Source organism: Marinomonas sp. ef1, assembly GCF_002806845.1.
GTDB classification, from domain to species: domain Bacteria; phylum Pseudomonadota; class Gammaproteobacteria; order Pseudomonadales; family Marinomonadaceae; genus Marinomonas; species Marinomonas polaris.
On sequence record NZ_NHTT01000003.1, the window covers coordinates 340,248 to 366,568 of the forward strand.

At 42.9% G+C, this 26,321-nt stretch carries 26 protein-coding genes and 1 tRNA gene; 21 read left to right on the plus strand and 6 right to left on the minus strand.

The genetic code is table 11. The annotated features are described in order from the left end of the window. Positions 1 to 93: 93 nt before the first annotated feature. Positions 94 to 909, plus strand: a complete 816-nt coding sequence (locus tag CCS02_RS06280) for a helix-turn-helix domain-containing protein (RefSeq protein ID WP_072840546.1) — start codon at positions 94 to 96, stop codon at positions 907 to 909. Here the strand turns inward: CCS02_RS06280 and CCS02_RS06285 are convergent. Together CCS02_RS06285 and CCS02_RS06290 are read right to left on the minus strand one after the other, a co-directional pair. After that, complete coding sequence (locus CCS02_RS06285) at positions 906 to 1,103, minus strand: DUF2986 domain-containing protein (protein WP_100636128.1); 198 nt, start codon at positions 1,101 to 1,103, stop codon at positions 906 to 908. The genes CCS02_RS06280 and CCS02_RS06285 overlap by 4 nt on opposite strands. A gap of 88 nt (positions 1,104 to 1,191) precedes the next feature. Next, a tRNA-Leu gene (locus tag CCS02_RS06290) sits at positions 1,192 to 1,276 on the minus strand. 158 nt (positions 1,277 to 1,434) lie between these two features. On the opposite strand from CCS02_RS06290, the gene queA reads away from it, so the two are divergent. The 5 genes from queA to secF all read left to right on the plus strand — a co-directional run bounded on the left by queA (position 1,435) and on the right by secF (position 6,899). Then, positions 1,435 to 2,496: a tRNA preQ1(34) S-adenosylmethionine ribosyltransferase-isomerase QueA gene (gene queA, locus CCS02_RS06295; RefSeq protein WP_100185572.1), complete on the plus strand. Its 1,062-nt coding sequence runs from the start codon at positions 1,435 to 1,437 to the stop codon at positions 2,494 to 2,496. Positions 2,497 to 2,528: 32 nt separating this feature from the next. Further along, on the plus strand, positions 2,529 to 3,647 hold the full coding sequence (gene tgt, locus CCS02_RS06300; RefSeq protein WP_072840603.1) for a tRNA guanosine(34) transglycosylase Tgt: 1,119 nt from the start codon (positions 2,529 to 2,531) through the stop codon (positions 3,645 to 3,647). A gap of 72 nt (positions 3,648 to 3,719) precedes the next feature. Continuing rightward, positions 3,720 to 4,046, plus strand: a complete 327-nt coding sequence (gene yajC, locus CCS02_RS06305) for a preprotein translocase subunit YajC (RefSeq protein WP_072840549.1) — start codon at positions 3,720 to 3,722, stop codon at positions 4,044 to 4,046. 78 nt (positions 4,047 to 4,124) lie between these two features. After that, positions 4,125 to 5,975 carry a protein translocase subunit SecD gene (secD, locus tag CCS02_RS06310; protein WP_100636129.1) on the plus strand — a complete coding sequence of 617 codons (1,851 nt, stop codon included), beginning with the start codon at positions 4,125 to 4,127 and terminating at the stop codon, positions 5,973 to 5,975. Between the two features lie 9 nt (positions 5,976 to 5,984). Further along, positions 5,985 to 6,899, plus strand: coding sequence for a protein translocase subunit SecF (gene secF, locus CCS02_RS06315; RefSeq protein ID WP_100185570.1), 915 nt, complete (start codon positions 5,985 to 5,987; stop codon positions 6,897 to 6,899). A gap of 72 nt (positions 6,900 to 6,971) precedes the next feature. Here the strand turns inward: secF and asd are convergent, their stop codons facing one another. Beyond that, the gene (asd, locus tag CCS02_RS06320; RefSeq protein WP_100636130.1) at positions 6,972 to 7,832 is read right to left on the minus strand and encodes an archaetidylserine decarboxylase; all 861 of its coding nucleotides are present in this window, start codon (positions 7,830 to 7,832) and stop codon (positions 6,972 to 6,974) included. A gap of 25 nt (positions 7,833 to 7,857) precedes the next feature. Further along, entirely contained in the window at positions 7,858 to 9,336 is a 1,479-nt protein-coding gene (locus CCS02_RS06325) for an HDOD domain-containing protein (RefSeq protein WP_100636131.1), read from the minus strand. Between the two features lie 120 nt (positions 9,337 to 9,456). Between CCS02_RS06325 and motA the strand changes: the two genes are divergently transcribed. Both motA and CCS02_RS06335 read left to right on the plus strand, forming a co-directional pair. Continuing rightward, positions 9,457 to 10,311, plus strand: coding sequence for a flagellar motor stator protein MotA (gene motA / locus CCS02_RS06330; RefSeq protein WP_072840554.1), 855 nt, complete (start codon positions 9,457 to 9,459; stop codon positions 10,309 to 10,311). Between the two features lie 39 nt (positions 10,312 to 10,350). After that, on the plus strand, positions 10,351 to 11,259 hold the full coding sequence (locus CCS02_RS06335) for a flagellar motor protein MotB (RefSeq protein ID WP_100636132.1): 909 nt from the start codon (positions 10,351 to 10,353) through the stop codon (positions 11,257 to 11,259). Here the strand turns inward: CCS02_RS06335 and rsgA are convergent. Then, entirely contained in the window at positions 11,256 to 12,290 is a 1,035-nt protein-coding gene (gene rsgA / locus CCS02_RS06340) for a small ribosomal subunit biogenesis GTPase RsgA (protein WP_100636133.1), read from the minus strand. The two genes, CCS02_RS06335 and rsgA, sit on opposite strands and share 4 nt — an antisense overlap. Positions 12,291 to 12,364: 74 nt before the next feature. On the opposite strand from rsgA, the gene orn reads away from it, so the two are divergent. Further along, complete coding sequence (gene orn / locus CCS02_RS06345) at positions 12,365 to 12,922, plus strand: oligoribonuclease (protein ID WP_012070327.1); 558 nt, start codon at positions 12,365 to 12,367, stop codon at positions 12,920 to 12,922. A 105-nt stretch (positions 12,923 to 13,027) separates the two neighbouring features. Here orn and CCS02_RS06350 read toward each other — a convergent pair whose 3' ends face one another. Continuing rightward, positions 13,028 to 13,777 (minus strand): sulfite exporter TauE/SafE family protein, encoded by a 750-nt coding sequence (locus CCS02_RS06350; protein ID WP_100636134.1) that lies wholly within the window; start codon positions 13,775 to 13,777, stop codon positions 13,028 to 13,030. 162 nt (positions 13,778 to 13,939) lie between these two features. On the opposite strand from CCS02_RS06350, the gene tsaE reads away from it, so the two are divergent. From tsaE to CCS02_RS06410, 12 genes are all read left to right on the plus strand, one after another. Next, positions 13,940 to 14,410: a tRNA (adenosine(37)-N6)-threonylcarbamoyltransferase complex ATPase subunit type 1 TsaE gene (gene tsaE, locus CCS02_RS06355; protein WP_100636135.1), complete on the plus strand. Its 471-nt coding sequence runs from the start codon at positions 13,940 to 13,942 to the stop codon at positions 14,408 to 14,410. A gap of 86 nt (positions 14,411 to 14,496) precedes the next feature. Further along, complete coding sequence (locus tag CCS02_RS06360) at positions 14,497 to 15,825, plus strand: N-acetylmuramoyl-L-alanine amidase (RefSeq protein ID WP_100185563.1); 1,329 nt, start codon at positions 14,497 to 14,499, stop codon at positions 15,823 to 15,825. Positions 15,826 to 15,883: 58 nt separating this feature from the next. After that, positions 15,884 to 17,812, plus strand: a complete 1,929-nt coding sequence (gene mutL, locus CCS02_RS06365; RefSeq protein WP_100636136.1) for a DNA mismatch repair endonuclease MutL — start codon at positions 15,884 to 15,886, stop codon at positions 17,810 to 17,812. Between the two features lies 1 nt (position 17,813). Then, positions 17,814 to 18,746: a tRNA (adenosine(37)-N6)-dimethylallyltransferase MiaA gene (gene miaA, locus CCS02_RS06370; RefSeq protein WP_100185561.1), complete on the plus strand. Its 933-nt coding sequence runs from the start codon at positions 17,814 to 17,816 to the stop codon at positions 18,744 to 18,746. Between the two features lie 88 nt (positions 18,747 to 18,834). Then, positions 18,835 to 19,080 carry an RNA chaperone Hfq gene (gene hfq, locus CCS02_RS06375; protein ID WP_012070321.1) on the plus strand — a complete coding sequence of 82 codons (246 nt, stop codon included), beginning with the start codon at positions 18,835 to 18,837 and terminating at the stop codon, positions 19,078 to 19,080. 35 nt (positions 19,081 to 19,115) lie between these two features. Next, positions 19,116 to 20,405, plus strand: coding sequence for a ribosome rescue GTPase HflX (hflX, locus tag CCS02_RS06380; protein ID WP_100185560.1), 1,290 nt, complete (start codon positions 19,116 to 19,118; stop codon positions 20,403 to 20,405). Positions 20,406 to 20,445: 40 nt separating this feature from the next. Next, on the plus strand, positions 20,446 to 21,690 hold the full coding sequence (gene hflK / locus CCS02_RS06385) for an FtsH protease activity modulator HflK (protein ID WP_100636137.1): 1,245 nt from the start codon (positions 20,446 to 20,448) through the stop codon (positions 21,688 to 21,690). Then, a complete protein-coding gene (gene hflC / locus CCS02_RS06390; protein ID WP_100185558.1) occupies positions 21,690 to 22,571 on the plus strand; it encodes a protease modulator HflC in 882 nt (293 codons plus the stop codon). The genes hflK and hflC overlap by 1 nt, the downstream gene beginning before the upstream one ends. Positions 22,572 to 22,686: 115 nt before the next feature. Next, positions 22,687 to 22,884, plus strand: a complete 198-nt coding sequence (locus CCS02_RS06395) for a DUF2065 domain-containing protein (RefSeq protein ID WP_012070317.1) — start codon at positions 22,687 to 22,689, stop codon at positions 22,882 to 22,884. A 12-nt stretch (positions 22,885 to 22,896) separates the two neighbouring features. After that, positions 22,897 to 24,075 carry an ATP phosphoribosyltransferase regulatory subunit gene (locus tag CCS02_RS06400; RefSeq protein ID WP_100185557.1) on the plus strand — a complete coding sequence of 393 codons (1,179 nt, stop codon included), beginning with the start codon at positions 22,897 to 22,899 and terminating at the stop codon, positions 24,073 to 24,075. Between the two features lie 38 nt (positions 24,076 to 24,113). Further along, positions 24,114 to 25,412, plus strand: coding sequence for an adenylosuccinate synthase (locus CCS02_RS06405; protein ID WP_100185740.1), 1,299 nt, complete (start codon positions 24,114 to 24,116; stop codon positions 25,410 to 25,412). Positions 25,413 to 25,620: 208 nt separating this feature from the next. After that, complete coding sequence (locus CCS02_RS06410; RefSeq protein WP_072840568.1) at positions 25,621 to 26,319, plus strand: response regulator transcription factor; 699 nt, start codon at positions 25,621 to 25,623, stop codon at positions 26,317 to 26,319. The last annotated feature ends 2 nt before the right edge of the window (positions 26,320 to 26,321 follow it).

Below are 26,321 nucleotides of genomic sequence, written 5' to 3' on the forward strand. Positions count from 1 at the left end.
GCATCATATTTAGCGTGTTTTTGGTGAGATTATTTATTACACTGCTGAGTTGTTGGGTGAGTGAATTTTGGTATCGATTGAATGGGAATAATCATGGTGCAGCATTTTGCTGATAATCTGCAGTTGTTATGTAGTTACTACAAATCGGTGGCGGATGTATGTCGTCGACTAAATATCAATCGTGCTCAATTTAATCGTTACTTAAATGGGACGACGGTGCCGAGTAGTAGTACTCGGCGTCGTATAGGAGAGTTTTTTGGTGTTGAGCCTAGTGAGATGGCGTTGCCACACGATCAATTTGTTAAATTGGTTCAAGCACGACCTATTCGTCAGAGTGAGGACGTAAAAAGTCTTACGCCTGAGCAGCAGCAATTTAATCAGCTGAATCAATCTGGACAGCATGGTTTAGCTAAGTACTCTGGTTATTACTTTGAATATTATCTTTCCATGGCGTGCCCAGGAAAAATTTTACGCACCTTGGTTCATATAGAGTCTCAAGGTGACAAAACTTACTATCAGCGTACTGAGCGTCTGAATCCTCGTAATTTAAAAAAATCTTTTCATGGTATTTATAATGGTGTGGTGCAGCTCTTATCGGATCGATTATTTTTAATTGATTATGAACGTCAGACTCATGTTGAGATGACGCAGACGATTCTTTATCCTTCTTTTCAAAATCGTGTCGAGCGATTAACTGGATTGCGTTTAGGTGTATCAGGAAGCGGTGAAAGAGCACCATGTTGCGCTCGAGTTGTCTATGAGTACTTAGGTTTGAATATCAATAAAAAGCGTGCAGTTGCTCAATGTGGATTGTATGACGTAGACAGTGATCTGATAGATGAGGATATTTGCCAGTCAATCAAAAATGATATGAAAGAAGGTGACTGGCATTTTAGAGCGAGATTTTAAGCGTCTTTTGTTTCGCTTGTTTCAGAGGCTTCTGCGTCAACATGCGTGCTTGGATTTGCAGCAGCTTCTGCTTCCATTTTTGCGCGCTCAGCTTTAGAAATGTACTTAGGCTTAGCCTTTTTAGGGTTAACCTTTAAGTTAGCTTGCTTCATACGCTTATCATAAATGTCTTTGATTTTTTTGCGGCGATTCATGTTTTGTTCCTAAAATGACGCTGTTGTCCCAGAATAGCATTCAAGGAACGAAAAAAAAGCCCTGATCAATGATCAGGGCTTTTTATGTTGGTACCAGTAGGCGGACTCGAACCGCCACACCCGAAGGCAACGGATTTTGAATCCGTCGTGTCTACCAATTCCACCACACTGGCCTTGAAAAAGGTGAGGCGTATTCTAGAGTATTTATAAGATAAGTCAACGGCTATACGTATTATTTTTTATCTTTTTAACAAGTAGTGGCTTGGAAGTACCTTTTTGAGAGGATTTTCGCTAGAATGCTGGGTCGTTTTTTCTAGGTAGCTTTCTTTTCATGCTCGTTTCCGATTATCACTTTGATTTACCTGATTCACTGATCGCTAATTACCCTATGCCTGATAGAACAGCCAGTCGGTTGTTGCATCTTGATGGTCCTAGCGGTGACGTGGTTCATCGTCAATTTCCAGATGTGTTGGATTTGGTTCAACCCGGTGACTTGATGGTGTTTAACAACACTCGAGTTATTCCTGCGCGGGTATTTGGTCAAAAGGAATCTGGCGGGAAAGTTGAGGTACTGGTTGAGCGAGTTATTAATACGAATGAAGCGCTGGCTCATGTTCGTGCAAGTAAGTCGCCAAAAGAAAACAGCAAGCTGATTTTGGGGCAAGATAAAGGTGAGCAGATTGAAGCGACTATGGTTGGTCGTTCAGGTGCGTTGTTCCACCTTGTTTTTAATGAGCCTGTGTTGGATGTCTTGACGCGTGCTGGTCATATGCCGTTGCCGCCTTATATTGAGCGTCCTGATGAAGACAGTGATCAAGAACGTTATCAGACGGTTTATAATCAAAAGCCCGGTGCTGTTGCGGCACCGACTGCTGGTTTGCATTTTGATGATGCTTTGCTTGAAAAGCTAAAGGCAAAAGGCGTTGAGATAGCATTTGTTACCCTACATGTTGGTGCTGGAACATTTCAGCCAATGAAGGTCGAAAATGTAAAAGACCACATTATGCACGCTGAATACGTAGAGGTTGAACCTAGTGTAGTTGAGCAAGTTAAAGCTGCTAAGGCTCGTGGCGGACGAGTTATTGCTGTTGGTACGACCAGTGTTCGTAGTCTTGAGTCGGCAAGCCAGAGTGGGGAAATAGCGCCGATGCAGGACGACACCAGTATTTTTATTTACCCAGGTTACGAATTTAAAACAGTGGATGCTTTGGTGACGAATTTTCATTTGCCAGAGTCAACACTGATTATGCTAATTAGCGCTTTTGCGGGTTATGACCATGTGATGGCCGCTTATAAAAAAGCAGTTGAGCAGAAATATCGATTTTTTAGTTATGGTGATGCCATGTTTATTACACGAAATGCGCAGGCTAAAGGCCCGCAAGGTGAGGAATAAGACGTATGTCTGATAAGCGTCCAGAATGTTTTATGGATTTTGAACTTCACACTACGTCAGGAAAGGCGCGTCGTGCTACCTTGACGTTTCCGCGTGGAAAAGTTGAAACGCCAGCTTTTATGCCTGTTGGTACTTACGGTACGGTGAAGGGTATGTTGACCAAAGATATCGAAGAAATTGGTGCTGATATCATTTTGGGAAACACTTTCCATCTTTGGTTGCGTCCGGGAACAGATGTTGTGAAAGCACATGGTGATTTGCATGATTTCACTCAATGGAAAAAGCCAATCTTAACAGACTCTGGCGGTTTTCAAGTGTTTTCGCTTGGCGAAATGCGCAAAATTACCGAAGAAGGCGTTAGCTTTCGTTCGCCAATTAATGGTTCGAAGGTGTTTTTAAGTCCTGAAATCTCCATGCAAGTTCAACGCGATCTTGGCTCTGATATTGTGATGATTTTCGACGAATGTACGCCTTATCCAGCGACGCCAGAAGTGGCCGCTAAGTCCATGCGTATGAGTTTGCGTTGGGCGCAACGCTCGAAGGATGAGCACGGTGACAGTCCATCTGCGTTATTTGGCATTATCCAAGGCAGTATGTATGAAAACCTTCGAGATGAGTCTCTAGAGGGGCTGGTGGATATTGGTTTTGATGGTTATGCGATTGGCGGATTGTCAGTTGGTGAGCCTAAAGACGAAATGATGAAGGTGTTAGATCACACCACGCCAAAAATGCCTGAAGATAAACCTCGCTATTTGATGGGCGTCGGCAAACCAGAGGATTTGGTTGAAGGTGTTCGTCGTGGTGTTGATATGTTCGATTGCGTTATGCCAACGCGTAATGCGCGCAATGGTCATCTGTTTACTTCAGATGGTGTAGTTCGTATTCGTAATGCTCAATATCGTCACGATGTTGGCCCATTAGATAAAGAATGTGATTGTTACACTTGTAAAAACTTTTCTCGGTCTTATTTACATCATTTGGATAAGTGTCAAGAAATGGTAGGGGCGCAATTAAATACAATTCATAACCTACGATATTACCAAACACTCATGGCGGGATTGCGTCAGGCGCTCGATGAAGGTAGATTTGACGCCTTTGTTGATGAGTTTTATGCAAAGCGAGGCCTAGAAACGCCAGCTTTGAGTGAATAATAAACAAAATTATGCAAATTCCTTTACAAAAGGGTTCGCAACAGTTTCATAAACCATTGGAGAGTTAACACCATGATCGCATTGATCTCACCAGCTTACGCTGAAGGCGGCGCAGCAGCAGATACAGGTATTTTTAACCTAGTGCTTCTTGCAGGCTTCGTTGTCATTTTTTACTTCCTTATGTGGCGCCCACAAGCGAAACGTGCAAAAGAGCATAAAAACTTGATTGCATCTCTAGCGAAAGGTACTGAGGTAGTAACTGGCGGTGGTGTACTAGGTAAAGTGTCTAAAGTAGACGATAACTATGTAGTACTTGAAGTATCTGAAGGCATCGAAATGAAGTTTCAAAAGTCTTCAGTTGCTGCTGTTTTGCCTAAGGGAACGTTAAAGTCAATTTAACCTTCTTTGAAAAGCGCCTTCCTAGGCGCTTTTCTTCTTTATCGATCCATTTAATTTTTTAGGTGTAAAGGAATTTTCATGCTTAACAAGTATCCCTTGTGGAAGTATTTGCTAATTCTTCTTGTTTTGGCTTTGGGGCTACTGTATGCCTTCCCAAACCTTTATCCGGATGATCCAGCGCTACAACTATCTACCCAAAAAGCGACTGCTGTTGTTGATGAGCAGGCTTTGCAAAAAGCGAAAAGTGCGCTTTCAAAAGCGAATATAGATTTAAAAGAAGCAGAGCTTACCTCTGCTGGCGGTACCTTACGCTTTAATAGCGGTGAGGACCAACTTGCTGCTAAGCCGGTTGTGGCGGCAGCACTGGGTGATGATTATGTAACTGCGCTTAACCTTGTTCCTACGACGCCGGAATGGTTGTCTTCCTTAGGTGCTGGCCCTGCGAAGCTAGGTCTTGATTTGCGTGGTGGTGTGCATTTCTTGTTAGAAGTGGATACGCCTGCAGCGTTAAAGCAAAAGCTTGAAGTTAGCGCTAGTGAAATGAAGGCGGCATTGCGAAAAGATCGTGTGCGTTATCGCAGTGTTGATATTGAAGACGGTGTGCTTTCGATTCGCTTCTTGCAGCAGCCTGACTTGGCCACGGCAGAAACCTTGCTGAAGAAAGATTTTTCTGAGTACCGCTATGCTACTCGTGAAGATGGCAGTGATTTTTACTTAGATGTGAGTTTTACTGAAGCTGCTAAGAAAGAAATCGAATCTTATGCGCTACAGCAAAACTTAACGACATTGCGAAACCGTGTAAATGAACTAGGTGTTGCTGAGCCTTTGGTTCAGCGTCAAGGCAGTAACCGTATTGTTGTCGAGCTGCCTGGTGTTCAGGATACTGCGGCAGCGAAACGCATTATCGGTGCAACAGCCAACCTTGAGTTCCATTTGGAAGCGGGTCTGGAGGACAAAGGTGCAGACATTGAAACCTTGTCTTTCCGTGATGGCAGTGGTCGCACAGCGCGTCTAGAGCGTGATCTTATTATCACTGGTGACAGTGTTTCTGATGCAAGTTCTTCTTTTGATGAAAACGGTCGCCCACAGGTAAACATTAGTTTGGATGCCAAAGGTGGTAAGCAGATGAGTAAAGTGACTCGTTCTGCTGTTGGTCGAAATATGGGTGTTGTGTTTATCGAGCATAAGTCTCGTAGTCGTTTTGTCGAGAAAGACGGCAAAATGGAAGAAGTGCGTAGAAGTTACAGTGAGAAAGGCATCATTTCTTTGGCGACAATTCAAACGACGCTGGGGAATTCATTCCGTATTACGGGTCTAGACAGTCCTCGTGAGTCTTCTGAGTTGGCTTTGTTGCTTCGTGCTGGTGCCTTGGCTGCGCCAATTTACTTTGTTGAAGAGCGTACCATTGGGCCTAGTTTGGGTGCAGAGAACATTAAATTAGGTGTTGATTCTGCCCAAATTGGTTTGTTGGTTGTTATGGTGTTTATGCTGCTTTATTACAAGGTGTTTGGTCTTTTTGCCAATATCTCGTTAGCATTAAATATTGTGTTGCTGATGGCGTGTATGTCTTTGCTTTCCGCTACGCTTACCTTGCCAGGTATAGCTGGTATTGTATTGACGATGGGGATGGCGGTGGATGCAAACGTGTTGATTTTCTCGAGGATAAAAGAGGAATTAGCAAGTGGAGTGCCGAATCAGCAAGCGATTCACTCTGGTTTTAACCGCGCATTTACGACTATTTTTGATGCCAATATCACCACTTTGTTGGTTGCTGTGATTTTGTTCGCGGTAGGAACTGGGCCTGTTAAAGGTTTCGCAGTGACATTGTCGCTGGGTATTCTTACTTCTATGTTTACGGCAATCGTTGTAACTCGTGCACAGGTTAATCTTGTGTATGGTGGTCGTAAAAACAAGAAACTGTACATTTAGGAGAACGCCATGAAAGTGACAAATATTCCGTTTATGGCAATGCGTAAGATCGTAGCTGTCTTTTCGCTTACGCTGATACTCATCTCTCTTGGCTCTTTGGCAACAAAGGGACTACAGTTTGGGTTGGATTTTACTGGTGGTACATTGATTGAGGTGTCTTATAAAGAGGCGCCACAGTTAGATGATGTACGTACGCTACTGGGTGATAATGGCTACTCTGATGTCGTTGTGCAGAACTTTGGTTCGCCAACTGATGTTGTGGTTCGTATGGCAAATTCCTACACAGCGACCCTTGGTGATGAAGTGTTATCTACACTTCAAAATAATGGGACGACTGATGTATCTCTACAGCGCTCTGAGTTTGTGGGTGCGCAAGTAGGTGAGGAATTACGTGAGCAGGGTGGTCTGGGTATGTTGCTTGCCTTGGCCATTGTGATGATTTACGTAGCTGTGCGTTTCCAGTTTAAGTTCTCTGTGGCATCCGTTGCGGCTTTGATTCACGACGTAATTATCACGTTAGGGTTCTTTTCTATCTTCGAGGTAGAGTTTGATCTTACAGTACTGGCAGCGTTGCTTGCTGTGGTCGGTTACTCTCTGAACGATACGATAGTGGTGTGTGACCGAATTCGTGAGAATTTCCGTATTATGCGCGATACGAAGCCCTATGATTTGGTGAATGATTCTATCAATCAGACGCTTGATCGTACTTTGATAACATCATTAACAACGTTGTTTGTGTTGGTTGTTTTGTTTGTTATGGGCGGCGAAGCTATTCACAATTTCTCTATGGCGTTGTTGGTAGGGATTGTGATTGGTACTTATTCTTCTATCTTCGTGGCAGCAAATTTACTACTAGCGATGGATGTTAAGCGAGAGGATTTAATCCCCGCGCCAAAGGCGGAATTGGAAGACGATCTGCCTTAGGTGGTGAGTTTATTTTACACATAAAAAAGCCTGCTTCGAGCAGGCTTTTTTATGTGTTTTCTTTTGTGATAGTTATTTATCGGCAATTTTGCCAAAATGCATGCCCATTTTTGTTGGGGTTTCTGCTTGCAGAGATTCCTCCCAATTAACGGCATTTTTTCCAAATAAAACGATAGCTGTTGATCCTAGTTTGAATCGTCCCATTTCTTCGCCTTTTTTGATTTCAATGTTATTTAGTTCTTTGTAGTCCCAAGTAACGACGTTCTTATTGAATGGCGTTACTTGTCCAGCCCATACTGTTTCTATGCTAGCAACTATCATAGCCCCTACTAATATAACGGCCATTGGGCCTGCTTCTGTGTCAAATAGGCATACTGTACGTTCATTGCGTGCGAAGACGCTAGGTATTTGCTCTGCTGTCACTTTGTTGACTGAGAATAGCCTGCCTGGGATGTGGATCATTTTTGTCAGTTTGCCAGTTAGTGGCATGTGGACTCGATGGTAATCTTTTGGAGATAGGTAAACGGTCGCAAAAGAGCCGCCAAGAAATTGATTTGATAGAGAGGCGTCGCCACCCAAAAGGCTTGTTAGGCTATAGTGGTGTCCTTTTGCTTGTAGGATTGTGCCGTGCTCTATTTTGCCAATTTGGCTGATTGCGCCGTCAGCAGGGCAGGCGATGCCGTTATCTTCATCGCAGATTGGGCGTAGCTCTGGGCGAATGGCTCGGGTAAAAAAATCGTTAAAGTTACGGTAAGATAGTGGGTCATTATTGATCGCCTCAGACATATCTACTTGGTATTTTTTTACAAATTGGCCAATAAATGTGTTTTTAACCCAGTTGTTTTCGCATTCGGCTATTTTTCCAATAGCGCGAGACAGTGTTTTTTGCGGGGTGATGTGTTGAGCAAATGCAAAAAGTTGATCTTTAGTCACGTTATTTATCCTGATATTTGTGAATTTATAGTATGTTGTGGCTGATTAAAGACACGATCTGTTTTAGGTTTTTATAATCTATTTCGTTGAATTCGGTGCGGGTTTCTAACCAAAATATCGCTGTTTCATCTTTTGAGGTTTGTGTTGATGCCAGAATAAGGTGGCTATTTGCGTCAATTATTTGATCAGATGTGTGTGGTAAATCTTTTAGTAAATTATCAAGTTTTTGTCCAAATATGTGAATGGCAGAGCGTTTGTCGGACAGTTTTTTAAACACGCTTGATGGTGCGCTCCATTGGATGGCTTTGATGATATCTATATTGTAGCCAAATTGGTACATGGGGGCGGTTTTGTTATTTGAGTGTTTAAAAATAATGCTGTGTTGTGCATTTGGTATAGCTTGCTTGATGGTTTTTAGAGCAAGTCCTGTTTTTTGTTTTGTGTCGTATTCTTTATTTTGCTTGAGTGCTTTTTTGAGTGCTGCAATAGGGGATAAAGATGTTTTAGGTTTTGATCTTGTTTTGCCTAAATATAAATCAGGATCAAGTAATTGTTGCGCAAGTGGGATTTTTCCGCCGTTGTTAAATAAGGTTGCGGCTTCAGTGCTTGCGAAGTGTGCTGTTTTGATGATGTCGCTCAGTCGCTTGTGCATTACCGTGGCAACAACGCGATAGAAAAATGGCAGGTTTTTGGAGTCCCATCGCATTAGGCTGGCTTCATGGGCAACCTTGTTTGCGCAGTACGAAAAAATAAGTGGATTATTTACTAAAATGGTCAGTCTTTTATCTTCGGTGAAACCAGGTAGCTCGTCTGGATGGTTTGCTAGATGTGCCAGTGCTTGTAGCTCCTTTGCGTTCGGTATGTGCTTGGTTAAAAATGATTCTATGACTTTGTTTGGTGTGTGCCAATGGTTGCATAGATGGACGGTGAGCTCATCTATGCGACACCCCAAAATGTTTAGCTCGGCTTGGCTGGCTTTTTCGCCTTGCTGTATTCTTTGCTTTAGGGCTGCCATGGTTGGGTAGGCATAGAACCACAATAGCCACCTTGCAGAATCTCGAAATAGTGTTATCCAGAAAATATCATCTTCTTGGCTGGTTAGTTTTTCAATTGACCAGTGTCTGGCAATGGTTGCTGCTTCATAGCTGGTTTGTATCTCGCTTAAAAAGGCAACTAAATGTGGAGGTTTTTTTTGGGTGTTGAGCTCGTAGGGGGCAAAGTGTGAAAGTAGTTTTGCAATGCCGTTCATTCCCACCATGGCAGCAGCATGAAAAGGCGTTTTTATTTCATTGTTTTTATTCGGTATGATGCGATTTGCTTCATTTAGAATAGCGAAAGCTAGCAGTGGGTCTGAGGCTATATTTGCTTGCATTCCATCAAGAGTGTCTTCTGTTCTTTTAATTTGAGTTTTTAGGCGAGCTAAATTAACTGCTCTAACAGGAAATTTTTTATTTTTAAGAAAATGTAGCCATTCATTTAGGCCAGAAGGTGACTTGTCTATCATAGCTGGTTACATTAGTGACTCGGTTGTAGGTAGTTTTTAAATGCTCTTATATTTTTGATCTCATTAATCATACTGTATATTGAGGTAAGAGCATACTTTGTCGGTATTAAGGAAGAGAATATGTTTGCATTAGCTGGCTTGCTAGTGGTTATTGTTAGTGTGGTATTTGGCTATTTGGCATCTCACGGGAATTTGTTGGCGTTATGGCAGCCTTTTGAAATAGTCATTATTTGTGGTGCTGCTTTAGGTGCTTTTATGGTGGCGAACCCATTTATTGTGCAGAAAAAAGTGTTAACTATGTTGCCCCAAGTTATTTCTGGTAGTCGGCACAATAAGAAATTTTATTTGCAGTTGCTAGGGTTGATGTATTGTTTATTTCAGAAAAGCCGACAGGAAGGTTTTTTGTCCATCGAAGACGATATTGAGTCGCCTTTTACTAGTGAATTATTTAATCGTTTCCCTGATGTGGTTCGTGACCATGAAGTGGTGGATTTTTTGACAGATAACTATCGTATCTTCACATTAACGGGTCTGCCTGCTTATGAAATAGAAGCCATCATGGATAATGAAATTGAGCAAATTCAAGAAGAATTGGTTGCTCCAAGTCATGCTCTAACTCGGGTAGCTGAAGGTTTGCCAGGTTTTGGTATTGTTGCTGCAGTGTTGGGTATTGTTATTACCATGGGATCTATTGGTGGTCCGTTAGAAGAGATTGGGGCGCATGTGGCTGCCGCTTTGGTGGGCACATTCTTGGGTATCTTTTTTGGTTATGGTTTTGTTGGGCCTGCCGCTTCGCACTTAGAGAGCTTGGGGATGCATGAATTGAAAGCCTATTTGTGTATTAAGGCATGCTTGAATTCCATTGTGTCTGGCTATGCGCCGCCTGTAGCTGTCGAGACGGGTCGAAAGTTACTTCCTCCGGAAATGCGTCCAAGTTTTATTGAACTGTCGGATGGTCTTAAGCAATATCGTTAATATGGATGCATCGTGCTGGGTTAATAAGGAGAGTATTGGATGGCCCTAGGTTCTAATGGGTTGGTTATTCGCCGAGTTAAAAAAATCAAAAAAGGCGGTCATCATGGTGGTGCTTGGAAAATAGCGTTGGCCGATTTTGCCTTGGCGATGATGGCATTTTTCTTGGTTTTATGGATTATGAGTGTGGCTTCTCCTGAGGAGTTGAAAAGTATAGAGGGCTATTTTCAAGATCCCATGGGAGCATCTACGGCTGGCTATAGTGCCAATCCTATAGATTTAGGTGGTAGTCCGGCGAAGAGTGCAGATAAGAAATTGGATTTGCAGTTGCCTGAAGCAGGTAGTGCAGATGTTAGGTCAAGAGATAAGCTTCTGGGGAATGGCCCTGATTCTGCGGAGTCTAAGAGCATCAATAATATGCTGCAAGAGGAAATGAGCAAAATGAATGCTTTGATCTCTCAGCAGAAGAATATGCGCATTGAAATTACACCGCTTGGTGTTCGGATTACTCTGTTGGATGACCCTGATAAGCCAATGTTTGAGCGTGGAAGTGCTCGAATGATGCCGGATATTGAGAATACTTTGCTTAGTATGTCACCAATATTTAATAAGGTGACGAATCCGATTGTCATTACTGGTCATACTGATTCTTCTAAGTTTGGTGGTACAGGAAGGGTTGATAACTGGGATTTATCCGCTTTACGAGCGAATGCTGCGCGCCATATTTTGGAAGAAGGAGGGGTTGAAGGTAAGCGTATTGCTCAGGTGATTGGCTTGTCTGATACTATTCCTTACAATAGATTCGATACTGACAGTGCAGAAAATAGGCGTATCAGCATTACCTTGTTAACTGATGATGCTTATAAGAAATTGCTGGATCAGAATCGTAGTAATTTTGGTAATCCTGGCCAGCAATCTGACTTAAATCTCACGCCTGAAACTGTTTTTTAGAATGCTTGATTCTCGCGTATAGAATGCTTGATTCTTAAGAAGCTTTGGAAGCGGTGTTCTGTGATTTCACCTTTTTCTAAGGCTTCTAGAATTGCGCATCCTGGCTCTTTTTCATGGGCGCAATCGCGGAATCGGCAATAGCCAATATGTGGTCGAAATTCTATAAAGCCATTCAACAGCTCGTCTTCCGAAATATGCCACAAACCAAATTCTCGAATCCCCGGGGAGTCAATAAGGTCGCCGCCTTTCGGCATGTGAAATAGTCGAGCTGTGGTCGTGGTGTGTACGCCTTTTTTTCGTTTTTGCGAAAGTTCGCCCACACTAATGTCTATATCAGGAAGTAGTGTACCGATAAGAGAGGATTTTCCTACGCCTGATTGTCCAACAAAAACGCTTGTTTTGTCTTGTAAAAAATCATAAAGCGCTTCCATTCCTGCTTGGTTCTTTATGGATGTTCTGATGATTTTGTAATTCAGATCTTCATAGGTTTTTAGTAACGTGTCTAAATCTGCTTTATTGCTGTCATCAATTAAGTCGCATTTATTGAGCAAAATAACCGGTGGTATGCCAACGGTTTCGGCGGCGACTAAGTAGCGGTCTATTAAGTTAGCGTGTGCGACCGGTTCGGCGGCAATAACAACAATGATATGGTCTATGTTGGCAGCAACAGGTTTTATTCTGCCATGCATGTCAGGCCGAGACAGGGATGTGTGCCTTGGTGTAGTGGCAACAACAACACCACCTTCATTTTGTTTTGGGCGCCAGACAACTTTATCGCCAGTTACTAGTTGACCTAGGTTGGCGCGTAAATTACAGCGTGTAGAGGTGCCAATAAAAGGTTCTTGAGTGCCTTCTACTTCAACTTGTGTGCCGAAGTGAGAAATAATAATGCCTTCAGTTTCAGGTCCGAGATCTGATGACTGCAGGAGCTCTTCGGCGACATCGCCTCGTTTTTGAGTGCGTTCAACGCGCTCTTTGTGAATTCTTTCGATTCGCCAAGTTTGTTGTTTAGTAAGTTTTCGCTTCGACATTAGATTCGTCTGGTCATAAAGTAAGGCGCATAGAGTATAATGCTTGGCATTGATAATAAAGGACTTGGAAGATTATGAGCTTAAATGAAGAGAATTTAGTGTGGATCGATCTTGAAATGACAGGATTGGACCCAGAAACCGATACTATTATTGAGATTGCCACGGTAGTTACGGATAAACATTTGAATGTGTTAGCTAAAGGGCCGAGCCTTGCTATTCATCAAGAAAAAGCGGTGATGGATGCGATGGATGAATGGTGTACGCAGCATCATGGTGATTCAGGGTTAACGGCAAGAGTATTATCTTCAACGATTAGTATGGAGCAGGCAGAAGAAGAGACGATTAAGTTTTTGGCTCAGTATGTTCCGGCTGGTAAGTCGCCAATTTGTGGTAATAGTGTTGGGCAAGATCGCCGTTTTTTATATCGTTATATGCCTAAGTTGGAAGTGTTCTTTCATTATCGCTACTTGGATGTTAGTACCGTTAAAGAACTGGCGAAGCGTTGGAAACCAGAAGCGTTAGAAGGTTTTTCTAAATCAGGTTCGCATCTGGCAATGGATGATATTTTGGAGTCTATTGGTGAGTTGAAGCATTATCGAAAAACTATGTTTGGTTTAGATGATAAGGCTTAAGTAATTTTGCGTTAATTTTTTCTTACGAATTAGCGAGCTTATAAGTTGTTCGAAGCTCGCTAATTGTATTGTTTTTTCGCTCTCTTTTTTTCGTTCGCTTCTTTATTAACTTATTCCTGCTATCCCATCCCATATTAGTTTTATTCCTGTCAAGAAAAGAAAGCTGTACATGGCCTTGAAGAATAATGCGGTAGATATTTTGTAGTGTAACCAAGCACCAAGTTGCACGCCTAAAAAAGCTACCGGTGTGAAGCAAAGTGACAGAAGTATATTTGAACTATTAAGTTGCCCAAGCATCCCGTATGGGATGAGTTTTACATAGTTGATGGCGGTGAAAATAACGGCTGCAGTCGCTACGTATTGTGTCTTATCTAGATTTGCCCTAAGTAAATAAACGCTCATTGGTGGCCCGCCAGCGTGAGCAATAAAGCTTGTAAAGCCGCCAAGTGCACACCAGAATTTTCCTGCAAGAGTACTAAGCGGTTTTTGTTGTGCTGTCCGGCTCTTTTTTGGCCATGAGTTTAGGGTGAAGCCTACCGCAATAATACCTACCATTATTTTCAACCATTCTGCCGAAAACCATGATGCAGTGAGTCCGCCAATAACAACGCCTATTATAGCGGCTGGAATGCATTTGATGAGTTGCTCTGTATTCCATTTTTTCCAGAACTTTTGCACTGTAAATATGTCCATGATGCACAGAATGGGTAACATAATAGCAGCTGCAAGCATAGGTGAAGTTTGCAGTGAAATAAGCGGAACAGCGAGAATGCCAAATGCACCAGAAAAACCACCTTTAGATATGCCTGTAATGAAAACGGCAATGGCAATGAGTGAAATGAAGAGCCAGTCCATATGAGTCCTTTGCTGTGTGATTGTTATTGTGGATTGGGAAGTTGGTTTATTATGAATTATTGGTGCTTGTTTCAAAAGGCTTCTGTATTAGAATTGTCACAAATAAAACGACCGTGTGGTTGGTGTTTGCTCTATTTTGAGTGGAAAAAGGATCGATAGGTAATGCGAATAGAAAAAGATGTTTATGGTGAAGAGGCGATGGAAAATCTAGGTGAGGTTTTTTCATCGGTGTTGAAGTCAGGTGCAGTTGTGTACTTAGAAGGTGATCTTGGAATGGGTAAAACGACTCTAGTAAGGGGGGTTTTACGTGGTTTGGGATATGAAGGGCCAGTAAAAAGCCCAACCTACACTATTGTTGAACCTTATGAATTATCTGATGTTGAGGCTTTTCATTTTGATTTGTATCGAGTGGCGGATGCAGAAGAGCTTGAGTTTATGGGGATTCGCGATTATTTTTCTGATGGAAGTTTGTGTTTAATTGAGTGGGCTGAGATGGGGCGTGGTGTTTTGCCTGAGGCGGATTTACTTGTCTCGCTGAGCTTAATTAGACAAGGTCGTCACGTGTCTTTAGGGGCGCATACAGAAAAGGGTAATGCGGCTCTAAACGTTTTGAAGAGCGCTATAACTTCTTGATGTATAGAAGACTTTACTATAAGTAAGATTGAGATCCATTTAATCAGCAGTTATAGTGTGTCAGATATACTAGCTAGCTGTCTGATATGCATACTAAATTTCATACTTATCTTTTTATTTTTATTAATTTAATCCTGTCTTTGGCGACCTGTAGCGTTTTAGCTGCGGAGGTTCGAGATATTCGCGTTGCTCAGCAAGAGGGGGTGACGCGTTTGGTGTTTGAGCTTTCTGAGGCTGCGGAGCATCGAATTTTCCCTCTTTCAAATCCTGATCGCATTGTTTTAGATATTAGTGGCGTAGATCTGAATGCCTCCGTTGTAAATGGGTTGTCGGCGCTAACTTCTGATGTATTGATGCGCGTGCGCTATGCTCGTCGAGATTCTGGTGTTCGTTTTGTGCTTGATTTGGGTCAGGCTGCAAAGGCTAAAAGCACCGTATTGGCAGCAAATGGTACTTATGGCCCCAGAATACTGGTTGAGCTTGAGTATGGCGTAAGAAAGCCAGCCACGATTGTTAAAAGTTTGGCGAATTTATCTAAAGAGAAGCGCGATATTGTGATTGCAATTGATCCAGGCCACGGTGGTAAAGACCCTGGTGCCTTAGGTCAATATAATGTGCGAGAAAAAGACATTGTGCTCTCTATCGGCAAAGAGTTGGCAAGCCGGATTAATGCTGTAGACGGCTTTAAGGCTGTCTTGACGCGTTCAACAGATACCTATCTTCAGCTTCGAGATCGTTCGCGGGTTGCTCGTGATGCTAATGCGGATTTGATGATTTCTATTCATGCGGATGCGTTTACCAAGTCGAGTGCAAGAGGTGCTTCTGTTTGGGCGTTGTCATTAAGTGGCAAAAGCTCCGAAATGGGGCGTTGGTTAGCGCAGCAAGAAAATTCTGCCGATCTAGTGGGCGGTATTTCACTGGATGATAAGGATCAGCTGCTTGCTGAGGTTCTATTGGATATGTCGATGAACTCTACTATTCAAATGAGTTTGAATATAGGTAAGAGTGTTTTAGGTGAAATGAAGGGGGTTGCTGTTTTGCACAAAGACAGTGTTCAGCAGGCTGGTTTTGTCGTGCTGAAATCGCCAGATATACCTTCTATATTGATTGAGACCGGATTTGTTTCGAATAAAACTGAAGCTAAAAATTTGTCGAGTAAAACTTATCGTGTGAAATTAGCGGACTCTATATCGAGGGGGGTGGTTGAATATTTTACTAAAAATGCCCCAGATGGAACCTTAGTTAATTGGAAGCAAAAGAAAAATTCTGATTATGTTTATACGGTTAGTAAGGGTGATACCTTGTCCGAAATTGCTCGTCGTAACCAGGTGTCTTTGCCCGTTTTGCGACAAGCAAATAGTTTGAGTAATGATGTTATTTGGATTGGTCAGAAGCTTGTTATTCCTGCTGGATAAAATCATATTTGAGTCTCTGTGTTTTTTAAAGAGGCTGTTTTCACATTAAAGGTCGTTCATGCAAAGAATTAATCTTTTATCTCCACGTTTAGCCAACCAAATTGCCGCGGGAGAAGTGGTTGAGCGACCAGCTTCTGTTGTTAAGGAGTTGCTTGAAAATAGCCTTGATGCTGGCGCTTCTCAGCTTGATATAGATGTTGAACAGGGCGGTGTAAGGCGTATCAAAATTCGTGATAACGGCACCGGTATCATGAAAGACGATTTGTCTTTGGCATTAAGTCGTCACGCAACGAGTAAAATTATTACATTGGATGATTTAGAAGCTGTGCGCACGCTGGGGTTTCGTGGTGAGGCACTGGCCAGTATTAGTTCTGTTTCAAGGATGCATCTTACTTCTCAGGCTGAAAACGAAGTGGAAGCTTGGCGTGTTGAAGCGGAAGGGAAAGATATGGCGACTGCCATTCGGCCTGCATCTCATCCGCAAGGCACAACTATCGAAGTGCGAGACTTATTTTTTAACACCCCGGCTCGCCGAAAATTCCTTCGTACTGAAAAAACAGAATTTGTTCACTTGGAAGAAGTGGTAAAGCGTCTGGCGCTGAGTCGTTATGAGACTGGCTTTCGTCTCAGTCATAACGGTAAGCAGGTTTACGATCTTCGTCCCGTTACTGACCAGCTTCATGCCGAGCATAGATTAGCGACTCTGTTGGGTAAAAAGTTTATCGAAAACTCTTTGACGCTAGATGTTGAAGCGGCTGGGTTGCGTCTATGGGGTTGGATTGGTTTACCGACGTTTTCTCGTTCTCAGGCGGATCTACAATATTTCTTTGTGAATGGTCGAGTTGTTAAAGACAAATTAGTCGCTCACGCTGTACGCCAAGCTTATCGTGATGTTTTATACAATGGCCGTCACCCTACTTTTGTATTGTATCTTGAATTGGATCCGTCGACGGTTGATGTGAATGTCCATCCTACTAAACACGAAGTGCGCTTCCGAGATGGGCGTTTGGTACATGATTTCTTATTTAGTCGAATTCATAAAGCGATTGCAGATGTACGGCCTGAGTCTGATGCGGCTCCGACAGGGATGAATAATTCGACGAGCGGTGAACCGGTTGGTTATGGTGCGACGAACATAACAGAGCAATCTGCTTTGCCGTTGTCTAATCGTTCTGCGTCTTCTTCGATGGACTGGATGCGATCTACGTCAAATTCGTTAGGTTCTTCAGAAGTACGTGGACAGCTTGATGGCATGAGTCGTTTGTCTGGTTATGCGCAAGAGTACGTATCTAAAACTGAAGAGGTTGATCCTGAAACGGGCGAAGTAAGAGAGATTTCACCTCCTAGCGCTTTAGGGCAAAGTGAAAGTCCGTTTGTTAGGCCTGAAGGGGATTACCAAGCGGTTCCGCCTTTGGGTTTTGCTGTGGCTCAGTTACACGGCGTGTATATTCTTTCTGAGAGTGAACAGGGACTTATTTTAGTTGATATGCATGCAGCCCATGAGCGAATTGTTTATGAGCGCATGAAAGCGGCATTTTATCAGAAAAATATTTCATCTCAGCCTTTGCTGGTGCCTATTAATATTGCGGTGTCGCAAAGTGAGGCGGATCTCGTTGAAGAGAGTGGTGAGGTTTTTGAAGCTTTCGGTTTCCGTGTAGAAAGAACGGGACTAGAAAGTGCCATGGTTCGCGAAGTTCCCGTTATACTCATTCGAGGTGATGTAGAAGGTCTTGTTCGTGATGTGATTAGTGATCTGTCTGCAAACGGTGTGTCAGATCTTATGGAGTCTCGGGCGAATGAATTGATGGCGTCAATGGCGTGCCATGGTGCTGTTCGTGCAAATCGTAAGCTTACGATTGCGGAGATGAACAGTCTTCTTCGTGATATGGAAGTGACTGAGCGGAGTGGGCAGTGTAATCATGGTCGACCGACTTGGGCACATTTGAGCATGTCCGATTTAGATAAACTCTTCTTGAGAGGGCGTTAATATGGCAAAGCCACACGTTGTTTGTTTGATGGGGCCAACGGCTTCAGGAAAAACTGGCCTGGCCGTTGAGTTAGCTGAGCATCACGATTTTGAAATTATCAGTGTTGATTCCGCTCTTGTTTACAAGGGAATGGATATTGGTACGGCAAAACCTGACGCTGAGTTGCTGGCTAGGGCTCCTCATCGGTTGATTGATATTATTGATCCGCTCGAGTCTTACTCGGCGGCTGATTTTGTATTGGATGCGGTTAAGCAGTCGCAAGAGATTCTTGCCAAAGGTAAAACGCCACTGTTAGTTGGCGGTACTATGATGTATTTCAATGCTTTGCAAAAAGGTTTGGCGGAAATGCCGCAAGCCGATGCGGAGCTTAGGGCCTTAATTGAAGCCGAGGCGGCTGAAAAGGGTTGGGTTGCTATGCATGAACAATTGCAAGCCTTCGATCCTGAGGCGGCGTCTCGCATCCATCCGAATGACCCGCAGCGTTTGCAGCGCGCTATTGAGGTGTATCGGTTGACCGGCAAAACCATGACTCATTTCTGGGCGCAGCAAGAAACTGTTTCTTTGCCATTTGAAATGATCAATATGGCAGTGATGCCTAAAGAGCGCAGTGTGCTGCATGAACGAATTGAGCAGCGTTTTTACGACATGATGGATCAAGGTTTTTTAGCTGAAGTGGAGGGGTTTTATCATCGTGGTGATTTGACGATTGATATGCCCTCCATGCGTTGTGTTGGTTATCGGCAGCTATGGCAATATTTAGACGGTGTTGATTTGCTAGATGATGCTATCTTTAAAGGTGTGGTTGCCTCTCGTCAATTGGCAAAAAGGCAGCTTACTTGGTTGAGAGGGTGGGAGGATTTGATGATTTTTGATAGTTTGTCGAAAGATCTTGTGCCTGAAGCCTTGAATTACATAGAAAGCAGGATTATATAGGGGAAATGGATAAAAATTTGGTGTAGTATCTACAGTATTGTTTTATCAATAATTAATTTAATATTTTTGCTTGTTTAAGGAGATTACAATGTCAAAAGGGCAATCATTACAAGACCCTTATCTAAATATTCTACGTAAAGAAAGAGTGCCAGTATCTATCTTTCTTGTAAATGGAATTAAGCTTCAAGGTCAAATCGAATCATTCGATCAGTTTGTGATTCTATTGAAAAATACTGTTAGTCAAATGGTTTATAAACATGCCATTTCTACAGTTGTGCCTTCCCGTACAATTCGCATCCCGTCTCCTGATCAGCCGGAAGATGACGCTGAATAGTTTGTCTGTAATAAGACAAGCAGAGGAATACTAGATTGTTTTTTGAACGTCCAGATAGTGGTGAAATAGCTGTATTGGTCCATATAGATTTTAACGATCAAAGTGAATCTTATGGGCCGGAAGAGTTTGTTGAGCTTGCTATTTCGGCTGGCGCTGACCCTGTTGCTGTTGTTTCAGGGACTCGCCAGCGTCCAGATGCTAGATACTTTATTGGTACTGGCAAGCTAGCAGAAATTAAAGATATTGTTGATCGAGAAGAGGCGCAAGTCGTTCTTTTTGATCATGCATTATCTCCCTCCCAAGAGCGTAATTTAGAAAGTGTTTTGCAATGTCGTGTACTTGATCGTACAGGGCTTATACTTGATATTTTTGCTCAACGTGCGCGTACCCATGAAGGTAAGTTGCAGGTAGAGTTAGCTCAATTGCAGCATATGTCGACACGTCTTATTCGTGGTTGGACGCACTTAGAACGCCAAAAAGGCGGTATAGGTATGCGTGGGCCTGGTGAGACGCAGCTTGAGACTGACCGTCGGTTACTTAGAGAGCGTATCAAGGCTATTCAGAAAAGATTAGCGAAAGTGGGTTCTCAGCGTGATCAGAATCGTCGATCTCGTGATCGATCTTCTGTGCCAACAGTTTCATTGGTTGGTTATACTAACGCTGGTAAATCTACTTTATTTAATCGTGCGACTGGTGCTGACGTTTATGCGGCTGATCAGTTGTTCGCAACGCTCGATCCAACTTTGAGACGTCTAGATATAGAGCAGATTGGCTCCATAGTGTTGGCTGATACGGTTGGTTTTATTCGTCAATTGCCTCACCGTTTGATTAAGGCATTTCAGGCGACATTGAAAGAGTCGTCTGAGGCAGATTTATTGCTGCATATAGTAGATGCGGCTGATATTTCTCGTGATGAGAATATGAAGCATGTTGACTCTGTATTGGAAGAGATTGGCGCTAACGAAGTGCTAACTTTGACTGTATTTAACAAAATAGATGTATTGCCGACAGCAGAACCTAGAATTGATAGGGATGCTAACGGGAACCCTATTCGAGTTTGGTTGTCTGCTCGTGATGGTCAAGGTATTGATTTACTTAAGCAGGCTATCGCAGAGCTGTTGGCGGAAGATGTCTTTAATGAAACGCTTTGTTTGTCGAGCAAGTATGGGCGTTTAAGGGCCATGTTGTTCGAGCATGGGGCTGTAAAGTCTGAACGCTTTGATGAAGCGGGTCGTTTTGTTCTTGATGTCAAGTTGCCTAAAAAAGATTACTTGCAGATTTTGGCTCGCGCTGGCATGTCTGAGGATCAGATAGAGGCCGTGTAAGTTATACAGGATTATCATTAAAATAAAGTGGAGACGTAGTATGGCCTGGAATGAACCGGGTAATAACGACAATGACCCATGGAATCCAGATAAAAACCGTAATAATGGTGCTGGGCGCCCAGATGGAGATCGTGAGAAAGAGACTAGCAATGACCCTTGGGGTCGTAAGCCTGGAGGTAAGGAGCAAGGTCCTCCAGACTTGGATGAGGCTTTTCAGAAGTTGATGGGGATGCTTGGGGTTAAGAAAACTCGCAAATCCGGCAGCTCTAATGGTGGTGATTCCGGTATGTCTGGCAAATTTGGCGGTGGCATAATTGCCCTTGTTCTGATTGCTTTGCTTGCTTTGTGGGCAGCCACGGGTATTTATCAGGTGGATCAGCAGGAGCGAGGTGTTGTGCTTCGTTTGGGTAAATACCACTCTACTGTTATGCCGGGCCTTCATTGGAATCCGCCGATGATAGATTCTGTTAGCAAGGTGAATGTGACTAAGGTTCGTTCGCATGATCACAAAGCTCTAATGTTGACAGTTGATGATGCCATTGTTGAAGTGGGTGTTTCTGTTCAATATTCTGTTCAAGACCCAAAGGATTTCTTGCTTAATGTTCGTAATCCTGAAGAGTCTCTTGCTCAGGTGACAGAAAGTGCGCTTCGTCATGTGGTTGGTAGCTCTGAAATGGATCAAATCTTAACTGAAGGTCGTGAGTTATTGGCGACAGAAGTTAAGGCGCGTATTCAGGATTACAGTGATGCTTATGGTACTGGCTTGTTGATTTCGAAAGTAAACGTTGAAAATACTCAGGCGCCGACTCAGGTGCAAGAGGCATTTGATGATGTTATTAAGGCGAAAGAAGATGAGTTGAGGGTGCGTAACGAAGCTGAGTCTTATGCAAATGGTATTATTCCTGAGGCTCGTGGTCGTGCTCAACGTATTAGAGAGGAAGCTGAGGCTTACCGATCTGAGATAGTTGCTCGTGCTAGTGGTCAAGCTGATCGTTTTGATCGATTGTATCGTGAGTATACTAAGGCGCCAGATGTAACTCGTCGTCGTTTGTATATCGAGACAATGGAATCCGTTTATAAAGATGTGAACAAGGTTGTTGTTGATACTAAAGGAGGGAATAACATGCTGTATTTACCTTTAGATCAGTTAATGAAGCAGCGTGCGGAATCATCTAAAGGTACTGGATCAGTGAATTCAGGTAATATTGGGGCGTTAACAGATCAAGTTCTTGATGAGATACGTAAGCGCCAAAGTGCAACAGTTCGTAGAGAGGGCAGAAACTAATGAAAGGCTTTTCTTTTTCAGTTTTATTTGTTGTTCTTCTTGGTGTGCTGATTGCTTCCCAGACGCTTTTTGTTGTCAATGAGACAGAGCGTGCAGTGGTGCTTAAGTTTGGTGAAATTGTTCAGGATGATGTTAAGCCTGGCATTCACTTTAAACTTCCGATCATGAATGAAGTTAAGAAGTTTGATGCTCGAATTTTAACAATGGATTCACGTCCTCAGCGTTACTTGACGTTGGAGAAAAAAGCTGTTGTTGTAGATTCTTATGTTAAATGGAAGATAGATTCTGTTTCTAAGTTTTATCAGGCGACGTCTGGTGATGAATTTGTTGCAAATCGCGTATTGTCTTCTCGTGTGGACACTGGACTTAGAAATAAGTTTGGTGAACGAACTATGCATGAGGTTGTCTCTGGGGAGCGTGATCAGTTGATGACTGAGCTACGTGATGACTTGAATAAGGTCGCTCAGAGCGAATTGGGTATCTCTATTGTGGATATTCGAGTTAAGCGAATTGATTTGCCACCAGATGTTAGTGAATCTGTTTACCAGCGTATGAGAACTGAGCGTGAGCGTGAAGCTCGTGAGCATAGGTCGAAAGGTTTAGAGCTTGCTGAAGGTATTCGTGCTGACGCTGATCGTCAGCAAGTTGTACTAGAAGCTGAAGCGCAACGTGATGCTGAAATGATTCGTGGTGATGGTGATGCTAAAGCAGCAGCCATTTACTCTAAGGTTTATAAGCAAGATCCTGAGTTTTACGAGTTTTATCGTAGTCTTCAGGCATACCGTGAAAGCTTCAGCGGTAGCAATGATTTGTTTGTACTTGAGCCTGATAGCGAATTCTTTAAGTATCTGAATAGCTCAACTAGCCGTAGTGCTAAATAGAGTAGATATTCATCAATAATCGTGCATGAAGCCTATTTGTTAAAATGGGAAACATGGTACTATTACACAAACCGGGCCAAGCCCGGTTTTTTAATGGTCAAAATAAAGAGAATCTATGCAGGAATTGTTGCAGTCGCTGCTGGTTGGCGTCAGCCTTTTATTGATCGCCGAAGGTGTTTTGCCTTTTCTCGCTCCAAATATATGGAGAGAAATAATGGTGAAAGCTATCGCGAGCTCGGATTGGAATTTGCGTATTCTGGGCGCGGTTAGTATGTTTCTTGGATTAATGCTTCTTTTGCTGACTCGAAGCTAAGAGGATAATTTAATGACATTAGCAGATCGCTGGTTACTTCCTGAGGGCGTTGACGAGGCGTTGCCTGAGCAGGCCGCTAAGATCGAGCACCTTAGAAGAACTCTGCTTAATCTCCATGAGAGTTGGGGATATCAATTAGTAATACCTCCTCTTTTAGAGTATCTGGATTCCCTTCTTACGGGTGCTGGCTCAGACCTAGAAATTGAAACATTTAAAGTAATTGACCAGTTATCAGGTCGACTTTTAGGTATTCGTGCCGATTTTACATCCCAGGTTGCTCGTATTGATGCTCACTGTCTTAAAGATGATGGTGTGCAGCGTTTGAGTTATTGCGGTAGTGTATTGAGAACAATGCCTGCGGGCTTAGATGGTACTCGTAGCCCTATTCAATTGGGCGCAGAAATTTATGGTCATGGCGGCGTAGAAAGTGATGTTGAAGTTTTGTCTTTGATGTTGCAAACCTTGTCTGTGGCCGGTTTGTCTAACCTTGTTCTTGATCTTGGGCATGTTGATGTTGTTAGTGGTGTGCTTGCTGCTTGTAATCTTAATGCAGATCAAGAAAGTAAATTAATTGAGCTTTACAAGGCAAAAGATTTGCCCGAGCTTGATCGATATGCTGAAGAGCTTGGTTTTCTGAGTGATATTCAAAAGCAATGGCTGGTTGGTTTGCCGCGTTTGTGTGGTGGTAAAGAAGTATTAAAACATGCGACAGATTTGCTTGGTGATGTGAATGAATCAATTCGTGATGCGATTGTATTATTGCAGAAAGTGAGTGATTTCATCTGTAAGCGCTTCCCTCAGGTTGGCCTACATTTCGATCTGAGTGATTTGGTTTCTTATAGTTATCATACGGGTGTGATCTTTGCGGCTTACGTTCCTGGTCATGGTAATGCTATTGCTCGTGGCGGGCGTTATAACAATATTGGGCAAGTGTTTGGTCGGTCTCGTCCGGCTACGGGTTTTAGTACGGATGTAAAGGCCTTGGTTGCTTTGACTGATATTGTGGTCAATAAGCCAAAAACTGTTCTGTCGCCAATTTGCTCAAGTGATGAGCTTTGGCAGAAAGCAAATTCCTTACGTACTGAGGGATATCGAGTGGTAGAGGTCTTGGATGATATTTACGCTGGAGATGCTGATTTTAAGCTGGAATTTGTTGATGAAGCTTGGCAGTTAATGCCGGTTCATAACTAGACTTTTCTTTAAGAACTATCTAAATGAGACCTGAAATTATGGGTAAAAATGTTGTTATTCTAGGCACTCAATGGGGCGATGAAGGTAAAGGCAAGGTTGTAGACCTACTTACTGAAGATGTTGCTGCAGTTGTACGTTTTCAAGGTGGTCATAATGCGGGCCACACCTTGGTTATTGATGGCAAGAAGACGGTTTTGCATTTGATACCTTCTGGTATTTTGCGTGAAGGTGTTCAATGCATTATCGGTAATGGTGTTGTGTTGTCTCCTGCAGCGTTGAAGGCTGAAGTGCTTGAACTGCTTGAGCAAGGTGTTCCAGCAGTTGATCGCTTGAAAATTAGCGCGGCTTGTCCTCTGATTCTTCCTTACCATATTGCTATTGATCAGGCTCGTGAGCTTGCTAGAGGTGAGAAGAAAATTGGTACAACTGGTCGTGGTATTGGGCCAGCTTATGAAGATAAAGTAGCACGACGAGCAATTCGCGTTGGTGATTTATTGGATTCTGAGCGTTTCGCGTCTAAGCTTAAAGAAGTGCTTGAGTATTATAACTTTGTCCTTACTCAGTATCACAAAGTTGAGCCTATCTCTTTTGATGAGGTTTATGCTTCTGGTTTAGAAATGGCAGAATTTCTACGTCCTATGGTGGCTGATACTATTACTTTGTTGCATGACTTGCGTAAAGCGGGTGCGAACATCATGTTTGAGGGTGCGCAAGGTTCATTATTAGATGTCGATCACGGTACTTATCCTTATGTGACGTCTTCAAATACAACGGCCGGTGGTGCTCCAGCGGGTACTGGTTTTGGTCCTTTGTACTTGGATTATGTGCTTGGCATCACGAAAGCCTATACCACCCGTGTTGGCTCTGGTCCTTTCCCAACAGAGCTTTTTGACGAAGATGGTGAGCGTTTAGGTCGTCGTGGTCATGAGTTTGGTGCTACTACTGGTCGTTCGCGTCGTTGTGGTTGGTTTGATTCGGTTGCTTTGCGTCATGCGGTTCAGATTAACTCGGTTTCTGGTATCTGTCTGACTAAATTGGACGTGCTTGATGGTTCTTCTGTCATTAAAGTTTGTGTTTCCTATGCAGATGAAAATGGCAACCCTGTCGCTGGTTCTTTGGTTGATAGTGAAGGGTACGAAAAGGCTAAGCCGGTCTATGTTGAGTTACCTGGTTGGACTGAATCTACGGTAGGTGCTGAAAATTTTGAAGCTTTGCCAAAAAATGCTCAAGATTATATTCGCTTCCTAGAAGAGCAGGTTGGTGTGCCGGTTGATATTATTTCTACTGGGCCAGATCGTAATGAGACAATTGTGATTCGCGATCCTTTTAAACAATAAGTCTAAATTGCTGGATGTATTGTTAAAAAAAGCCGCTTAGTTGCGGCTTTTTTGTTTTTATGGATAGCTAAGTTCATCATATTAGTATTCTTTGTAAATAGAGTGAAAAGAGGGGGAGGAGTTTGTCTGGCGCTAAGGTAATATTTACAATTGAATTTTAGGCGATATAAGTGCCTGCTAAATAATGAAAAAATGAGAGGGAATATTTATGGTTAAGTTATTGCTTGCTGATGATGATGCTCGTTTATCGGATTTAATCAAAGAGTACTTTGATGGCGAGGGTTATGAAGTAGCGCATGCTTGGAATGGTCGTGAGGCATTAGAGCTTATGGCAGCAGACATGCCTGATATTATTATTCTCGATGTAATGATGCCTGAATTAGACGGTTTCGAAACGTTAAAACAGATCCGTAATAAAAGCTCGGTGCCGGTTATTATGTTGACGGCAAAGGGTGACGATATAGATCGTATTCTTGGTTTAGAAATGGGGGCTGATGATTATTTGTCTAAGCCTTTTAATCCGCGTGAATTGTTGGCCCGAATTAAAGCGATTTTGCGTCGAGCTAGCCAAGAGCGTGAAGATGATCCAACAGCAGATATAGATCTTTCTGGTGTTTTATTGCGTCGCAAAGATCGTACTGTGTATCTGGAGGGTGAGTTAGTAGAGTTGACGACATCTGAATATACTTTGCTAGAGTGTATGTTGATGGCGCCAGGTCAGGTACTCACGAAGCAAGAGCTTTCTGAAAAGGCCCTTGGTCGTAAATTAACCATGTACGATCGAAGTTTAGATATGCACATTAGTAATTTACGTAAAAAAATTGGCAATTTAGAAAATGGCGATCCACGAATCAAAACAGTTCGCGGTGTAGGCTATATTTTTGTGTCAAATGAGCAGGGTGCATAGTC

What these genes read in the sequence shown, in the direction of transcription:
- CCS02_RS06280 (WP_072840546.1), top strand. Translation starts at nt 94, where the DNA reads ATGGTGCAGCATTTTGCTGATAATCTGCAGTTGTTATGTAGTTACTAC.
- CCS02_RS06285 (WP_100636128.1), bottom strand. Translation starts at nt 1,103, where the DNA reads ATGAATCGCCGCAAAAAAATCAAAGACATTTATGATAAGCGTATGAAG.
- queA (WP_100185572.1), top strand. Translation starts at nt 1,435, where the DNA reads ATGCTCGTTTCCGATTATCACTTTGATTTACCTGATTCACTGATCGCT.
- tgt (WP_072840603.1), top strand. Translation starts at nt 2,529, where the DNA reads ATGGATTTTGAACTTCACACTACGTCAGGAAAGGCGCGTCGTGCTACC.
- yajC (WP_072840549.1), top strand. Translation starts at nt 3,720, where the DNA reads ATGATCGCATTGATCTCACCAGCTTACGCTGAAGGCGGCGCAGCAGCA.
- secD (WP_100636129.1), top strand. Translation starts at nt 4,125, where the DNA reads ATGCTTAACAAGTATCCCTTGTGGAAGTATTTGCTAATTCTTCTTGTT.
- secF (WP_100185570.1), top strand. Translation starts at nt 5,985, where the DNA reads ATGAAAGTGACAAATATTCCGTTTATGGCAATGCGTAAGATCGTAGCT.
- CCS02_RS06325 (WP_100636131.1), bottom strand. Translation starts at nt 9,336, where the DNA reads ATGATAGACAAGTCACCTTCTGGCCTAAATGAATGGCTACATTTTCTT.
- motA (WP_072840554.1), top strand. Translation starts at nt 9,457, where the DNA reads ATGTTTGCATTAGCTGGCTTGCTAGTGGTTATTGTTAGTGTGGTATTT.
- CCS02_RS06335 (WP_100636132.1), top strand. Translation starts at nt 10,351, where the DNA reads ATGGCCCTAGGTTCTAATGGGTTGGTTATTCGCCGAGTTAAAAAAATC.
- rsgA (WP_100636133.1), bottom strand. Translation starts at nt 12,290, where the DNA reads ATGTCGAAGCGAAAACTTACTAAACAACAAACTTGGCGAATCGAAAGA.
- orn (WP_012070327.1), top strand. Translation starts at nt 12,365, where the DNA reads ATGAGCTTAAATGAAGAGAATTTAGTGTGGATCGATCTTGAAATGACA.
- CCS02_RS06350 (WP_100636134.1), bottom strand. Translation starts at nt 13,777, where the DNA reads ATGGACTGGCTCTTCATTTCACTCATTGCCATTGCCGTTTTCATTACA.
- tsaE (WP_100636135.1), top strand. Translation starts at nt 13,940, where the DNA reads ATGCGAATAGAAAAAGATGTTTATGGTGAAGAGGCGATGGAAAATCTA.
- CCS02_RS06360 (WP_100185563.1), top strand. Translation starts at nt 14,497, where the DNA reads ATGCATACTAAATTTCATACTTATCTTTTTATTTTTATTAATTTAATC.
- mutL (WP_100636136.1), top strand. Translation starts at nt 15,884, where the DNA reads ATGCAAAGAATTAATCTTTTATCTCCACGTTTAGCCAACCAAATTGCC.
- miaA (WP_100185561.1), top strand. Translation starts at nt 17,814, where the DNA reads ATGGCAAAGCCACACGTTGTTTGTTTGATGGGGCCAACGGCTTCAGGA.
- hfq (WP_012070321.1), top strand. Translation starts at nt 18,835, where the DNA reads ATGTCAAAAGGGCAATCATTACAAGACCCTTATCTAAATATTCTACGT.
- hflK (WP_100636137.1), top strand. Translation starts at nt 20,446, where the DNA reads ATGGCCTGGAATGAACCGGGTAATAACGACAATGACCCATGGAATCCA.
- hflC (WP_100185558.1), top strand. Translation starts at nt 21,690, where the DNA reads ATGAAAGGCTTTTCTTTTTCAGTTTTATTTGTTGTTCTTCTTGGTGTG.
- CCS02_RS06395 (WP_012070317.1), top strand. Translation starts at nt 22,687, where the DNA reads ATGCAGGAATTGTTGCAGTCGCTGCTGGTTGGCGTCAGCCTTTTATTG.
- CCS02_RS06400 (WP_100185557.1), top strand. Translation starts at nt 22,897, where the DNA reads ATGACATTAGCAGATCGCTGGTTACTTCCTGAGGGCGTTGACGAGGCG.
- CCS02_RS06405 (WP_100185740.1), top strand. Translation starts at nt 24,114, where the DNA reads ATGGGTAAAAATGTTGTTATTCTAGGCACTCAATGGGGCGATGAAGGT.
- CCS02_RS06410 (WP_072840568.1), top strand. Translation starts at nt 25,621, where the DNA reads ATGGTTAAGTTATTGCTTGCTGATGATGATGCTCGTTTATCGGATTTA.